The following is a 14,508-nucleotide window of genomic DNA, read 5'->3' as shown; positions in this document are numbered from 1 at the left end:
CACAAGGCCAAATATACTGACGCGATGAAACCAATCAGCCGTTACCTTTCAAAAGCATTTGTTGTTTTTCTGGTGATGCACCTGACTGCAGGGTTTACAGAATCCGGAGCCGCAAGGATTTCAGCGAACCTGGAAAATTATTTGAGTGCCGGCACACAAGCCCGCAGATTCTGGATCGGGTGTGCGCCGGTTTCGGTGCGGCAGGAAATTGCACAGGTTTATGAAGGCCGGGGATACCAGCCGGTCTGGGTGGATGAAAACGGGCTTTCGGATACGGGCCGGGCGGTCATAGAAGCCGCGGGCAAGGCCGGCCGCCACGGACTGCTGCCGGATGACTATTATCACGGATGTCTTTCCGAGTGGCAAAAAAGGCTGGCATCCCGGGAGCCCGACCGTTTTGCCGCACGAAACCTGGCGGCCATGGACATCATGATTTCCCATGCGTTTTTCAAATATGCAGACCATTTGGCCCACGGGAAAGTCGATCCCCTTGCCGTATATTCCAGTGAGGTGATTGAATACCCGGAGAAAAATGAAACCCAAAAAATCCTGGGTTTTCTGGCGGATATGAAAACACCCGGTGATGTGCGCCAGGCCATAAAGGCACTGGCCCCGGCCGGAGCCGGTTACAAGGCGGCCGCAGCCCGGGCTGCACATCTTGAAAAGCGCATGAAATCCGGTGCGCAGGTGCGCATGGACGACGGAGAAGTGCTTCAAAAGGGCGACAAATCGCCCGGGGTTTTGCAGCTGCGCCAAATCCTGGCCGCAGAAGGCGATCTTAAAAAAACGGAGAAAAGCAGCCTGTCGCCTGTTTTTGATGCTGAACTGGAAAAAGCCCTCATGGGATTTCAAAAGCGCCACGGCCTTGGTGCAGACGGGGTGGCGGGCAGAAAGACCATGGCGGCGCTCAACTGGCCCCTATACGACCGGCTGCAAACCATTCGCGCCAACCTGGAACGCCGGCGGTGGCTGCCCCGAAAACTCCGCCAGCGTCGCATTGTCATCAATTCAGCCGGGTTTGAACTCAATGCCTGGGAAAATCAGGACCGCGTATTGAAAATGCGCGTGATGGCAGGCACAAAAACCGAGATGACCCCGATTTTGAGCAAGGACATGGCGCGCTTGGTGATCAATCCTTACTGGAACGTGCCGTCCGGGATTCTGGAAAAAAAGGTGCTCCCCAAAATCAAAAACAACCCGGACTATTTTGCCGAAAATCATTTTGAACTCCTCAGCGGATGGCAGTCCCATGACACCCGTGTGAGCCCGGAGGCCATCAACTGGTCAGACGTTTATATCCGTAATTTCCCGGGGCGCCTGCGCCAGAAGCCCGGCCCCTGGAACGCACTGGGCCAAATCAAATTCATCTTTCCCAACAGATTTAGCATTTATCTCCACGACACCCCGGAACAGCATCTTTTTCAGCGGCGGGTGCGGGCGTTTAGCAGCGGCTGCATCCGGGTGGAAAAACCCGTGGAACTGGCGCTTTTTATTCTAAAAACCAACCCGTTATGGGACCGGTCACGCATAGAAAAGATCATCGAAAGCGGGGAAACCACAGCTGTGCGCGTCCACGACCGGATTGCGGTTCACCTGGTCTACCGGACCTTCTGGGTCAGCCCGCAGGGCGTTGTCAATTACCGGGAGGATGTGTACGAACTCGACCAGGCGCTGGCAAAAGCCCTGGATTCACAATAAGGCGGCCGGAACGCAAACAAAAGAGGAAAAGAGATGAAACCGGACTTTCTACCAGAAGCGCACTGGCCCCACATCAACATGCACAAATTCGGAATAGCTGCCTGCCCCGCCGGCCTTTATTTCCCTGGCGGCTTGGTACAAGCGTCGGTCATTAATGCCGCTGATATGAATGTCTGCGGCCATGGCCTTTAAATGATAGCTGTTTTTGGCCACTCCGCTGCTCCTGGAACGCAGAAGGCGGTTATACTCCGGGGACCGGTAGCCCGAAATCAGTTGGACGGGCCGGCGGCCGGCCCCAAGGCGGGTGTGGATCCGATCGATTAAAAGATACAACGATGGCTCAATGGGTTTGACCGTGCCGTTGTAGTGACAGCGAAAGATTTGGTCCAATTTTTCCCGGGCCCCGGCAATCCAGTTTCCCTGATCGTCGAGATACCGGATGCGAAGCGATTCTCCGGTATGGATATTGTGCACGCAAAGAACACCTGAAATTCCGCGGCGGCGCATTCCTGCTGCGGCGGGCCGGGCCGCAAGCCATGGCAGCATGCATGCGAAGGTGCCGGCGGCTGCCTGTTTTAAAAAAGATCTACGGGATATGTGCATTTTCTTGGGCTGGTTTTAAGTTGAAAGTTGGAAGGTTCGGCAAAAACGTTCAGTTTGAGGATAGATAACAGAATTTACAAGAAGCGTCAACAGGGTTGACATGGCTGCCAATTTCAGGGGGGGGGTTGGCATTGGATTTTCCCGGGCAAAATATCCTTGACAGATGGCGGAAAAACGGGTCTAATAACGGGATTTATATGTGATTGATTCTTTCCTTGCTCTGATGCGGAAAAAATCCAATTCCGACAAACCAGGGCTTTATCAGCCAAAAGGAGGACAAATGAACCATTACGAAAACATTGTGATTATTGACGCCGATGTCGGACAAGACGACAAGAAGGCGTTGATGGAGCGCCTGGAAGAGCAGATGAACCGGCGAAACGGCGTTTTGATCGAACTCGATGACTGGGGTACGCGCAAGCTGGCCTATGAAATCGGGAAAAAACGGCAGGGCCAGTATGTGCGCATCGATTTCTGCGGCAACGGCGAGGTTGTCAGCGCCATGGAGCGCACGCTGGTACACGACCAGCGGGTGCTGCGTTTTATGACCATCCGGCTGGAAGAAAACGTGGATGCAGAAAGCCTGAAGGCAGCAAAAGAGCCGCAGCAGGCCGCTGCTGAAAGTCCGGCCGAAACCGATACGTCCGAAGCCGAAGCCACCCAAACCCCCCAGGCGGCTGCCGTACCTGAAGAGCAGGCCGAGCCGGCAGCAGAAGAAAAGGAGTAGATCCAATGGCTGTAATGAACAAAAGACGATTTTTCCATCGCCGCAAAGTCTGCCGTTTCTGTGCTGACAGCAAACTGGCAATCGATTATAAAGATCCGGGAATGCTCAAATATTTTATCACTGAGCGGGGCAAAATCATCCCCCGCCGGATTTCCGGAACATGCGCCAAGCATCAGCGGCATTTGGCCACTGCCATCAAGCGGGCCCGCAAAATCGCCCTGCTTCCGTACGTGGGCACATCAGACCTGTAAGCGGCAGTCCGCAGGCGCCCATATTCGCAAAAATCACGGAAGGGGCAAAACCACCCCGGATCCATGATGACAACATATAATCCACGCGATATTCTGGCGGGCACCGGCATTCTGGCCTTGTTCGGGGCTGTGGCACTGTATTTTCCCATCCTGGGATTTGCCTGTTTTCTGCTACTGCCCCTGCCCATGCTTCTGTACCGGCTCAAGCTGGGCCGCAAAAGCGCCGGGATCATGGCAATGCTTGCCGTGGTTGTCATTCAGGTCTCCGGGCCGGGTCATGTGGTGGACCTGTGGCTGATTTTGTGCATGATCGGCCTGGGATTTACCATGGCCGAGGCCCTGGTGCAGAATTTAAGCGTTGAAAAAACCATCGGCTACCCAGGCGCCCTGATTTGGACCGCAGGGCTGGCCGCGCTGCTGTTTATCGGCAGCTTTTCCGCATCCGGGCCCCTGGAAATGATTTCGGAATATGTCCGAAGAAACCTGGAGCTGACAGCCGCGGCATACGAGACAATGGAAATGCCCGAATCCAGCATCCGGGTGCTCACCGAGTCCATGGACCGGATTCATTATGTGATCATGGGCATTCTGCCGGCCCTGACAGCCTCGGGCCTGATTTTTGCCGGCTGGGCCAACCTGCTGATCGCCAGGGCCGCACTCAGGGCCAGGCAATTGCCCGAACCGGGCTTTGGCCGGCTCAATCTGTGGAAAGCCCCGGACGCACTGGTTTGGGCGGTGATTGCATCGGCGCTGCTGCTCTGGGTGGCAAGCGGCCCCCTGGCCTTTATGGGTGCCAATGCATTGATTCTGCTGATGCTCATTTACCTGTTTCAAGGCATTGCCGTGATCTCATGGTATTTTGAGCAAAAACAGATGCCCCTGTTTCTGCGGGTGCTCATATACGTGTTAATCGCCATCCAGCAGGCACTGGCCCTGATGGTGATCGGCCTGGGATTTTTCGACACCTGGGCGGATTTTCGAAAAATAAACGCAGCTCCCGGTGATCATCCGGATCCGTCATAAATAGACGGATCCCACGAGCTAAAAAATATGCAACTTACGTGCACCATCGGAGGACAAGAGATGAAAGTCATATTAAAAGAAACCATCGAATCTCTGGGCATTATCGGCTCAGAGGCGGATGTAAAAGCCGGCTATGCCCGCAACTATCTGATTCCCCAGGGCAAGGCTGTGCAGGCCACCAAAGAAAACCGCAAAAAAATGGAGCAGGAGCGGGCCAAAATCGAGCTTCAGCTTGCCAAGGAACGCAAGCTTGCTGAGGAAATGGCCGCCCGCCTTGAAGGCATCACCGTTCAAATTCCGGCCAAGGTGGCGGATGAAGACCGCCTGTACGGATCGGTTGCCGTGCGCGACATTGCCGAAGCCCTGGAGCAAAAAGGAATTGAAGTGGAAAAACGCTCCATCCTCCTGGCCGACCCCATCAAAACCCTGGGTACCTACCAGGTCCCGGTGCGCGTCTACCGGGATGTTGAACCGGAAATCACCGTGGAGGTCGTGCCCGAATCCTGAGACTCGGGTCGTTTCATACGTGTTTGAAGCGGATCTGCCCTGCCCTGCCCGGGCGGATCCGCCTTAAAAACAAACCGCGGCGGTGTTCAGCGGTTTGTTTTTTGATTCACACCTGCCGGGACCGGCTTGATTTCCCGGCTGTATATCCCGGGCCGTACCATGAGCAGCAAAGATCCGTCGCTTCAAAAGCTTCCGCCCCAGAGCCTCGAGGCTGAGGAATCCATTATCAGCGCTGCCCTGCTGGATAACAACATCCTGCTCGACATCCTTGATATCCTCAGACCCGAAGCTTTTTACAAAAGCGCGCACCAAAAAATTTTCTCCGCTATCACCGAACTGTTTGCCGAAGACCAGCCCGTGGACCTGGTTACCCTGGCCGAACATCTGAGGCGCTCCAACGAGCTCGAATCCATCGGCGGAGCCGCCTACCTGGCCAAAATCGTGGATACCGCGCCTGTGCCGGCCAATGCCAAGCACTACGCCCAGATTATCCAGGACCGTGCGGTACTGCGTCATTTGATCCGCACGGCAAGCGATATTGTTGAAAAATGCTACAGCGAGTCAGGCAGCACCGACGATGTCATTGATTACGCTGAAGGGGCCCTGTTTGATATTGCCGATAAAAAGCAGAAGCAAAATTTTTATCCCATCAGCAAAATCATTGAATCCAACATCGATGCATTGGAGGCCCGGCAGGGAAACAAGTCGCTGATCAGCGGGGTGCCCACGGGATTTCAAAAACTCGACCAGATGACATCGGGTTTCCAGGCTTCGGACCTGATCATCATGGCCGCCCGCCCGGGCATGGGAAAAACCGCCCTGGCCCTGAACATGGCCCGGTATGCGGCTGTGGAGGCCGATACCCCGGTTGCCATGTTTTCTCTGGAAATGTCAAAGGAACAGCTTTCCATGCGGCTTTTGTGCGCCGAGGCCCGCATTGACTCCTCCCGGGTGCGCGACGGGTTTTTCAATGATGACGACTGGTACAGCCTGACCAACGCGGCAGGCGTGCTCTCATCTGCGCCCATTTATATCGATGATTCCCCGGATCTGACATCCCTTGATATCAAAACCAAAACCCGCCGCCTGAAGCGGGAAAAGGGCGTGGGCATGATCATCATCGATTACCTGCAGCTCATGCGGCCGCGGAAAAACTTCGAGCGCCGGGAACTGGAAATTTCGGAAATGTCGAGAACCCTCAAGGGTCTGGCCAAGGAATTAAACATTCCCATTCTTGCCCTGTCCCAGCTCAATCGCCGCCTGGAGGATCGCAGCGACAAGCGCCCCCAGCTTTCCGACCTTCGCGAGTCCGGGGCCCTTGAACAAGACGCGGATCTGGTTATATTTATATACAGGGATGATGTCTATAACCCGGACGAAAACAATCCCAACAAAAACATTGCCGAAATTCACCTGGCCAAGCAGAGAAACGGGGCCACGGGCATGTGTCCGCTGGTGTTCAAGGGCGAATACACCCGGTTTGAAAACCTGGCCTACGGACAATACGCACCAGAATTGGAAGGGACGTAAGTCGGCAATGCGAGCTTTAAATAAAAGGGAGCGGCAACTGTTAAGCGAATGAAAAACATTTCAGGCAATACCGGCGGACTCAAGGCCGGCGCAGTCCGGCGGATTGAAAATCTGTACAACCACCGAATCCCGCCGGAATCGGTCATTTCCCCGGAGCTTGCCGGGGAAATCTGCAGCATCAGCGCTGAAACCCGCCGCCAGATCGGGCTGCTGGTGGCACGTTCCGGAAAAATCGCCCGGGTGATCGTGGGCGACAACCAGAAAATCCTGCTGCCGGATACCAGCGAATACCGAACCCCTCCGGGACGGCTCAAGGGGCTGCGCTGCATCCACACACACCTAAATGATGAAACCCTGACCCGCGACGACCTCACGGACCTGACACTTCTGCGGCTGGACATGATGGCGGCAATCACGGCAACGCGTGAGGGAAAGCCGGAGCAGATGCATATCGCCCATATTCTTCCGTCTTCTGAGGCCAGCCAGCCTCACCGGATCCTGGATCCGGTCGATCCCATGGATCCGCAGGTCGACTGTGCGGGAATGATCCGCGCGATCGAGGACGAACTGTCCCAGCACCAGGCCACCCGCGAGGTCACGGAAGGAAAGGAACGGGCGGTTCTGGTCAGCGTCACCACCGCATCCCGGGCCCGGGCACAGGCGTCTTTGACAGAACTGCGCGAACTTGCCCGCTCCAGCGGAATCGAGGTGTTAGACACCATTGTACAGCACCGCAAAAAGATCAATCCCAGGTTTCTGATGGGTACCGGAAAGCTCGAGGAACTGACCATCCACGCCATGCAGACCGGGGCCACCTTAATTGTTTTCGACCAGGAGTTAAATCCATCCCAGATGCGCTCGATCACCGACCAGATCGAATTTCGCGTCCTGGACCGCACACAGCTCATCCTGGACATTTTCGCCCAGCGGGCCCAGTCCAGGGAAGGAAAGATCCAGGTGGAACTGGCCCAGCTCAAATACCTGCTGCCAAGGCTGGTGTTTAAAAACACGGCCATGAGCCGGCTGACCGGCGGCATCGGCGGCCGGGGACCGGGGGAGACCAAACTGGAAATCAACCGGCGCCGGGTCCGGGACCGGATCACCCGGCTGGAAAAGGCCCTGGGAAACGTGAAAAAGCAGCGCAAGCAGCAAAAAGCCCGGCGTGCCAAGCGGGGCCTGCCGGTGATTTCCATTATCGGTTATACCAACGCAGGCAAATCCACCCTGCTCAACACCCTGACCCACAGCCAGGTGCTGGCGGAAAGCCGGCTTTTTGCCACCCTGGATCCGTCAAGCCGACGGCTGAAATTTCCCAAAGACACCGAGGTGATCATCACGGACACGGTGGGCTTTATCCAGGATCTGCCAAAAGAACTGCGCGTGGCCTTCCGGGCCACACTGGAGGAACTGGAAAACGCGGATCTGCTGTTGCACGTTATTGATGCATCCAATCCCGACTGCCTCCGGCAGATGCAATCCGTGCACGGCATCCTTCAGGACCTTGGCCTGGACCGGATCCCGGTGCTCAATGTTTTAAACAAGCAGGACCGGGTGGATGCCGGCACCATGGAGGTGCTTGCAGCAAAAACCAACGGCATTGCCATTACCGCAACAAAGGCCCAAACCCTGCACCCGCTCATTGAAAAAATGGAGCAGGTCATTGCCGGAGAGGCGCCAGGACCAGATTTTTCGTGGCCGTCGGATGAAGCGGCCATGGAAATAAATCCCCTGTTGACGGATACCGGCCGGGTGCTTTAATATGGATTCTTTATGGATTTGAACCTGATTAAAAATACGGCTGTGGGGGCGGCCTACAAAAGCGGAGAGATCCTGCGCAGCCATCTGGGCAATTTCGGAGAGGTCAGCAAGAAAGGTCCCAAAGATCTGGTTACGGCCGCAGACATTGCCTCTGAAAAACAGATCATAAAAAGCATCCAAAGCCGTTTTGCCGATCACAAAATCCTGGCGGAGGAAAGCAGTGCCCAAAACACTGGCACTGACGGCCATACCTGGATCATTGACCCCTTGGACGGTACCACCAATTTTGCCCACCAGGTGCCGGTTTTCTCTGTTTCCATTGCATTTGCCGAAAACGGACAGCTCAGGGCCGGGGTGGTATTAAACCCTATGACCGGAGAATTGTTTACGGCCGTGCAGGGTCAAGGCGCACAATTAAACGGCCGGGCCATAAGCGTTTCAGACTGCCGCCAGGTTTCCGAGAGTCTTTTGGTGACGGGTTTTCCCTATGACATCAAGGAAAACCCCGGACCGTACATGGATAAATTTGCCAGATGCCTTTCGGCCGCCATTGGCGTGCGAAGGCTCGGATCAGCGGCACTGGACCTGTGCTTTGTGGCCTGCGGAAGGTTTGAGGGCTTCTGGGAGCAGGGATTAAAGCCCTGGGACACGGCCGCCGGAACCCTTATCGCCCGGGAAGCCGGTGCCCGGGTTACGGACTTTTCAGGAACGGCCTATGATATCGACAAAAAGGAACTTCTGGCCACAAATGGCCATATTCACGAAGATTTGCGTTCATTGTTAACGTAAACCCGATAAAAAAGAGATGCCATAAAGGAGTTTTACTTGAGCGACGAATACGAAGACACAGTGGAATGCTACGGCAGGTTTGACATCCAGGCGCGCATTTGCCGCAAATACTGCGCCCTGCGCCTGCGCTGCGCAGTGGAGCAGTCCCAGCAAATGCGCATTGAACAACTCGAGGATCTGATGAATTCCTACGAGGCCACCACCAACATCCAGTAACGCTTAAAGCCGCATCTTGCCGGGGTTTAAAATTCCGGCAGGATCAAATGCGGCCTTGATCCGCTTCATCAGGCCAAGAGCAGCATCTGAAATTTCCTTTTGCATATAGGGCGCCTTGGCCAGACCCACACCGTGCTCCCCGGAGATGGTCCCGCCCAGGGCCAGGGTGAAATCAAAGATCTCATCCACTGCCTGTCGGGCGGACAGTAGCTGGGCTGGCTCGTTTTTGTCCAGCATGATGTTGAAATGAATGTTTCCGTCACCTGCATGGCCGAAGCTGACCATTGTCAGCCCGGTTTTTTCCCCCAGTTCGCGGATTTTCTCCACCATTTCCGGCAGCCGGCTTCTGGGCACCACGATGTCTTCATTGATCTTGTGGGGCCCGTAGGTGTAAAGGGCCGGAGAAATGGCCTTGCGGGCCCGCCACAGACCGGCGGCCGCATCCGCGTCCCGGGCAACATGGACATCACGGGCTCCGTGCTCGACCAGCACCTTTTCAATCCCCTGGACGGCTTCGACGGTTTGTCCGGGGCTGCCGTCGGCTTCAATGAGCAGCATGGCCTCGCGGTTTTCAGGGACCCCGCCTTCCAGATAATTTTTCACACAGAAAATGGCGTTTTTGTCCATGTACTCCAAGGCTCTGGGTACGATGCCGCTTTGCAGTATGGCGGCCACGGCCCGGGCGGCATCGGCCATTTTCACAAACCCGGCAGACAGGGTTTCAACGGTTTGGGGCTGCGTCCGCAGGCGCAGGGTCATCTCCGTGATCACCCCCAGGGTTCCTTCTGAACCCACGATCAGGCGGGTCAGGTCATAGCCCACCACTCCCTTGACGGTTTGCACCCCTGTTTTGATGATCTCGCCGGTGGGCAGCACCACCTCCAGGCCCAGCACGTAATCACGGGTCACACCGTATTTCACCGCCCTTGGACCGCCGGCGCATTCCGCCAGATTGCCGCCCAGGGTGGAAAAATCCGCACTTGAGGGATCCGGGGGGTAAAACAGGCCGTGACCCGCCACGGCCCGCTGAAACTCTCCGGTCACCACCCCGGGCTGGACCACCCCGATAAAATTGTCTGCATCAATACGAACAATCCGGTTGAAACGGGTCATGACCAGCACCAGGCCCTGTCTGGCGGCAATGGCCCCGCCGCTCATACCCGATCCCGCCCCCCGGGGGGTGACGGCAAAACCGTGGGCGGTGGCCAGTTTCAGGATTTCCGCCACCTGGCCTGAATCTTTCGGAAATGCAACAGCTTCGGGCAGATGCTCATTGCGGGTGGCATCATAGGCATAGCTCACCCGGTCTTCTTTTTGCCGGCAATAGTTATCCGGCCCCAGAATCTGGCTGAGCCGGCCATGGACTTTGGGAGAAATGGGTTTAATCGCTTCCGGACTCCAGTTTTTTCTCGATGATCTGCACCTGTCGGAACAGCTCGCCCTTGAGCTTGAGTTCCTTTTCCACCGAGTTGATGGAATGGATCACCGTGGCATGCTTCCGGTTAAACTTTCTGCCAATGGACTGCAAAGGCTGGCTTGTATGTCTGCGGGCCAGGAAAATGGCCACCTGCCGGGTCCGCACCACGGATTTTTTCCTGGACCTGGAAATCATGTCCTTTAGGGGAACGCCGAATTCCCGGCTCACAAGCCGGGAAATGGAATCAATGGTAATGCTTTTTTTGCGGGTGACAATATTTTTGACCACCTGCTCGGCCAAATCAAGATCGATTTGATCGCCCATCAGGCAGCTGCGGGAGGCCACGCCGATCAAGCCATTTTCCAGCTGCCGCACGTTGTCCACCAGCTCGCCGGCCATGTATTCAGCCACCTGCCCGGGCAGTTCAATACCCCGGCAGCGGGCCTTTGCCCGCAAAATCCGGAGCCGGGTTTTGAAATCCGGGGCGTCGATTGCCGTCATCATGCTCTGGCCCAGCCGGGAGATAAGATGATCGCTCATTCTGGGAATCTCTGACGGGCTTGCGCAGCTTGAAAATATGAGCTTCTTGCCGGACTCATACAGGTGATCCAGTACCAGGGCCAGCTCCGTCTGCGTGCGGGTGCGGCCCGAAAGCATGTGGATTTCCTCGAGCAGCAAAACGTCACAGCCGTCCCGGTAGCGTTTCTTGAAGGTGTCCAATGCGTTGCTCTTAATGGCGTGCACCATTTCATTGGTAAAATCCTCGGCACTCATGTAATAGACGCGCTCCCCCGGGGAAACCGACAAAATCTTGTGTCCCACGGCCTGGGACAAATGACTTTTGCCCATGCCCGTGCCCGACAGAAGAAACACAGCATTGACGTTTGCGCTTTTGCCGGATGCCAGCTCCATGGTGGCCTGGTAGGCCAGGTTACAATTGTGGCCCACCACAAAATGATCAAAGGTATAATCCTTGCGCAGTATCCGGCCGTTCATGGGCTGAGCGGCAATACCGGGCAGGGCCAGCTGTTGACCCCGGTTTTTGCCCCGGCCTGCGCCAAAAACGGATTTCGGACCATTGTCACCGTTATGATGCGGATCCGGATTCTGGTCCTGATTCTGGCCCGGACCGTTTACCTGCAGGGAAAATGTAACCGGCCGGCCGTTTTTCCGGCTCAGTTCATGATTGATCAACTCCGTGTAATTGGCCACGATTCTTTTCTTGATAAAGAAATTGGGGCAGGCCAGAATCATGGTGTCGTCTTGTGCCTCTACATACTGAATCGGCTCAATCCAGAGGCGATACAGGCTCGGAGAAATCTGGTCCTTTATAGCGGTTTTAACATTCTTCCACACGGTTTTCATGAGGCACTCTCCATTTACATACACACAGGATGAACAAAATATACAGTCACAATAAGCAATGGATATGCTATGCTTGTGCAAAAGCCGAAAACATCAGAACCGTATCTTTTGGTAAATCAATACGACTGGCAGGTATTCAAACGGCCTTGAATCGCCGGGAAATATTGAATTGACGGGATCTGGCTCCCATCGAATGCCCTTGGTTATAATACAGGGGTACAATGGGATCAAGTGCGATGAGACTCGGTTTTCCCCATTTTCATCTAAGGCTCAGCTGTGTTATGAACAATTCTATATATAGCGGAATCTTCTGCCAATCAGTGGATTACCGGGCCATTGCTGAATTCTGAAATGAAAAAATTTTGTCGCAATTCTGTAACATTTACCCGCCTCTTTTTTTAAAAGCCGTGACAACCGGCCCGGGGCGGGACATTAAGCGATCTTTAATTTTCGTCAATTTTTGTAAAATTTCAGGGCCAAACAATATTGCGTTGCAGGATGGGATGTTATGATTATAGGAAATTATTTCAGTTAGTTAAGCTTTATACATATCAAAAACTCCGGTTTTTACCGGCTTTTGGACAAAAACCGGCGAATCTGCCCGCAACAAAGGAAAACAACATGACGACCGTTATCACGGGCCTCAAACACCTGACCCGAATGCAGCCTTCGGGCCTGGCGGAAAAACGCCTGGGCCTGCTGTGCAACCCGGCCTCCGTGGACGACCGTTTCCGCCATGCCCGCCATGTTATTTCCCGGCTCTTTCCGGGACGGCTCGCTGCTCTGTTTTCCCCCCAGCACGGATTTTTTGCGGAAAAGCAGGACAATATGGTGGAATCGTCGGATTTTTTCGACAAGGAACTCAAAATCCCGGTATACAGCCTCTACGGGGCCACCCGCATTCCCACTGCCGAAATGATGGACGGCATTGACGTTTTGATCGTGGACCTCCAGGACGCCGGAACCCGGGTTTACACCTTTTTCACCACGCTTTCTTATTGCATGGAGGAGGCCGCAAGACAGCAAAAGGCGGTGGTGATCCTGGACCGGCCCAATCCTGTCGGCGGGCTGCAGGTGGAGGGAAACTGCCTTGAGCCCGGTTACGCGTCGTTTGTGGGTCGCTACCCCATCCCCATGCGCCACGGCCTGACCATCGGCGAATACGCGCGGCTGATTAACGCGGAATGTCATATTGGATGCGATCTGCGCGTGATTGCCATGAAGGGGTGGAAACGGCACATGTATTTTGCAGACACGGGTCTTGCCTGGATACCGCCGTCGCCCAACCTGCCCACGCCGGCATCGGCAATGGTCTATCCCGGCCAGGTGGTGTGGGAGGGAACCAATGTGTCCGAGGGCCGCGGCACGACCCAGCCGTTTGAACTTTTTGGCGCCCCATGGATGGATACCAATGCCCTGAAAAACGCCCTGGGAGAAAACCCTTTCTCAGGCGCAGTGCTTCGGCCTGCGATGTTTGAGCCCACCTCGGGAAAATGGGCCGGAAGATCCTGCCAAGGATTTCAAATCCACGTCACTGACCGGCAAAAATACCTGCCCTACCAGAGCAGTCTGGCCCTGACCGGTGCGGTCCGGAAACTTTTCGGCAATGAATTTGCCTGGAAAATGCCGCCTTATGAATATGAATGGGAAAAACTGCCATTTGACCTGATCACCGGTGACGCACAAATCCGTGTTCAACTGGAAGCCGGTGTTGATGCCGCTGAAATGGCAAGACACTGGCAGCCGCAGACAGAAGCCTACCAGCAGCAGATACGGCCGTATCTGCTCTATGAATAGGGAAAAACAAAAAACCGCACCATATTCAAGCAGGAACTATCATGACAAAAAATGCCGTACCCGGCTGGCGGCGCATGCGCTTTAAAAAAAACAAGGTCTGGGTGGAAACAGACGATCAGGGCCGACCCGCCATTGAAAAAAAGCGGGTCCGAATCAAGTATCAGCTTGACCAGCCCCATGAATACCGGGTCAATCCCGATCATCTGTCAGAACTGGAAAATGGGCCCCAGCAAACCAACTCCGCCAAAAAGCGCACAAAACCAAAACCAGCAAACCTTGATGAACAAGAAGACACCACCGCCCACCCCGAAAATGCCGTTATAATCCACACCGACGGAGCATCTTCCGGCAATCCGGGACCGGCGGGCATCGGAGCGGTGCTTCGCTATAAGGGAGAAAAAAGGGAAATCTCACAATATATCGGCCATGCCACCAACAATATCGCCGAACTCGAAGCGGTGCGCACCGCACTTGCCGCACTCAAGCGCAGGGACCTGCCTGTGCGGGTCCACACTGACAGCAGTTATGTGCATGGACTTTTGGTCAAAAACTGGAAGGCGCGGCAGAATCCGGAGTTGGTTCGGGCGCTGAGGGAGTTGGCAGGCCAATTTTCAGACCTTAAAATCATCAAGGTGCGCGGGCACAGCGGAGTTGCAGACAATGAACAGGCCGATCATCTGGCCACATCTGCCATTGACAAAAAAGACGCAGGCAATTGAGCAGTATCTAAAAAAGAAAAGCGCCCGGCCGGTGGTTTAAAAAATAAAACCCCGCAAACGCCTGGCGCAGCGGGGCCTGGGACCGGAAACAGCCCTGGACAGTTACAG

At 55.1% G+C, this 14,508-nt stretch carries 14 protein-coding genes; 11 read left to right on the top strand and 3 right to left on the bottom strand.

The window, feature by feature from the left end:
- Positions 1-24: 24 nt before the first annotated feature.
- A complete protein-coding gene (locus HNR65_RS10435; RefSeq protein ID WP_181551445.1) occupies positions 25-1,698 on the top strand; it encodes a L,D-transpeptidase family protein in 1,674 nt (557 codons plus the stop codon).
- Between the two features lie 48 nt (positions 1,699-1,746).
- On the opposite strand, the gene HNR65_RS10430 is transcribed toward HNR65_RS10435, so the two are convergent.
- On the bottom strand, positions 1,747-2,205 hold the full coding sequence (locus tag HNR65_RS10430; RefSeq protein ID WP_181551444.1) for a YcbK family protein: 459 nt from the start codon (positions 2,203-2,205) through the stop codon (positions 1,747-1,749).
- A gap of 376 nt (positions 2,206-2,581) precedes the next feature.
- Between HNR65_RS10430 and rpsF the strand changes: the two genes are divergently transcribed.
- From rpsF to HNR65_RS10390, 8 genes are all read left to right on the top strand, one after another.
- Positions 2,582-3,028: a 30S ribosomal protein S6 gene (gene rpsF, locus HNR65_RS10425; protein ID WP_181551443.1), complete on the top strand. Its 447-nt coding sequence runs from the start codon at positions 2,582-2,584 to the stop codon at positions 3,026-3,028.
- Positions 3,029-3,033: 5 nt separating this feature from the next.
- Positions 3,034-3,279, top strand: a complete 246-nt coding sequence (gene rpsR, locus HNR65_RS10420) for a 30S ribosomal protein S18 (RefSeq protein WP_181551442.1) — start codon at positions 3,034-3,036, stop codon at positions 3,277-3,279.
- Positions 3,280-3,345: 66 nt separating this feature from the next.
- Entirely contained in the window at positions 3,346-4,302 is a 957-nt protein-coding gene (locus HNR65_RS10415) for a DUF2232 domain-containing protein (protein ID WP_181551441.1), read from the top strand.
- Between the two features lie 60 nt (positions 4,303-4,362).
- Positions 4,363-4,809 carry a 50S ribosomal protein L9 gene (gene rplI, locus HNR65_RS10410; protein WP_181551440.1) on the top strand — a complete coding sequence of 149 codons (447 nt, stop codon included), beginning with the start codon at positions 4,363-4,365 and terminating at the stop codon, positions 4,807-4,809.
- A 159-nt stretch (positions 4,810-4,968) separates the two neighbouring features.
- A complete protein-coding gene (gene dnaB / locus HNR65_RS10405) occupies positions 4,969-6,339 on the top strand; it encodes a replicative DNA helicase (RefSeq protein WP_181551439.1) in 1,371 nt (456 codons plus the stop codon).
- A gap of 48 nt (positions 6,340-6,387) precedes the next feature.
- Entirely contained in the window at positions 6,388-8,097 is a 1,710-nt protein-coding gene (hflX, locus tag HNR65_RS10400; protein ID WP_181551438.1) for a GTPase HflX, read from the top strand.
- Positions 8,098-8,109: 12 nt separating this feature from the next.
- On the top strand, positions 8,110-8,886 hold the full coding sequence (locus tag HNR65_RS10395; RefSeq protein WP_181551437.1) for an inositol monophosphatase family protein: 777 nt from the start codon (positions 8,110-8,112) through the stop codon (positions 8,884-8,886).
- Positions 8,887-8,922: 36 nt separating this feature from the next.
- A complete protein-coding gene (locus tag HNR65_RS10390; RefSeq protein ID WP_181551436.1) occupies positions 8,923-9,102 on the top strand; it encodes a hypothetical protein in 180 nt (59 codons plus the stop codon).
- A 3-nt stretch (positions 9,103-9,105) separates the two neighbouring features.
- On the opposite strand, the gene HNR65_RS10385 is transcribed toward HNR65_RS10390, so the two are convergent.
- Together HNR65_RS10385 and dnaA are read right to left on the bottom strand one after the other, a co-directional pair.
- The gene (locus HNR65_RS10385; protein ID WP_332309025.1) at positions 9,106-10,404 is read right to left on the bottom strand and encodes an FAD-binding oxidoreductase; all 1,299 of its coding nucleotides are present in this window, start codon (positions 10,402-10,404) and stop codon (positions 9,106-9,108) included.
- 79 nt (positions 10,405-10,483) lie between these two features.
- The gene (gene dnaA, locus HNR65_RS10380) at positions 10,484-11,884 is read right to left on the bottom strand and encodes a chromosomal replication initiator protein DnaA (protein ID WP_181551435.1); all 1,401 of its coding nucleotides are present in this window, start codon (positions 11,882-11,884) and stop codon (positions 10,484-10,486) included.
- 621 nt (positions 11,885-12,505) lie between these two features.
- On the opposite strand from dnaA, the gene HNR65_RS10375 reads away from it, so the two are divergent.
- Both HNR65_RS10375 and HNR65_RS10370 read left to right on the top strand, forming a co-directional pair.
- Positions 12,506-13,681, top strand: coding sequence for an exo-beta-N-acetylmuramidase NamZ family protein (locus HNR65_RS10375; protein ID WP_181551434.1), 1,176 nt, complete (start codon positions 12,506-12,508; stop codon positions 13,679-13,681).
- 41 nt (positions 13,682-13,722) lie between these two features.
- Positions 13,723-14,400: a ribonuclease HI gene (locus HNR65_RS10370; protein ID WP_220128356.1), complete on the top strand. Its 678-nt coding sequence runs from the start codon at positions 13,723-13,725 to the stop codon at positions 14,398-14,400.
- Positions 14,401-14,508 lie beyond the last annotated feature (108 nt).

The sequence above is a fragment of the Desulfosalsimonas propionicica genome, from assembly GCF_013761005.1.
Taxonomy (GTDB): Bacteria; Desulfobacterota; Desulfobacteria; order Desulfobacterales; family Desulfosalsimonadaceae; genus Desulfosalsimonas; species Desulfosalsimonas propionicica.
The sequence above is the reverse complement of the archived record's forward strand: the minus strand, read 5'-3'. Positions and strand labels throughout refer to the sequence as shown.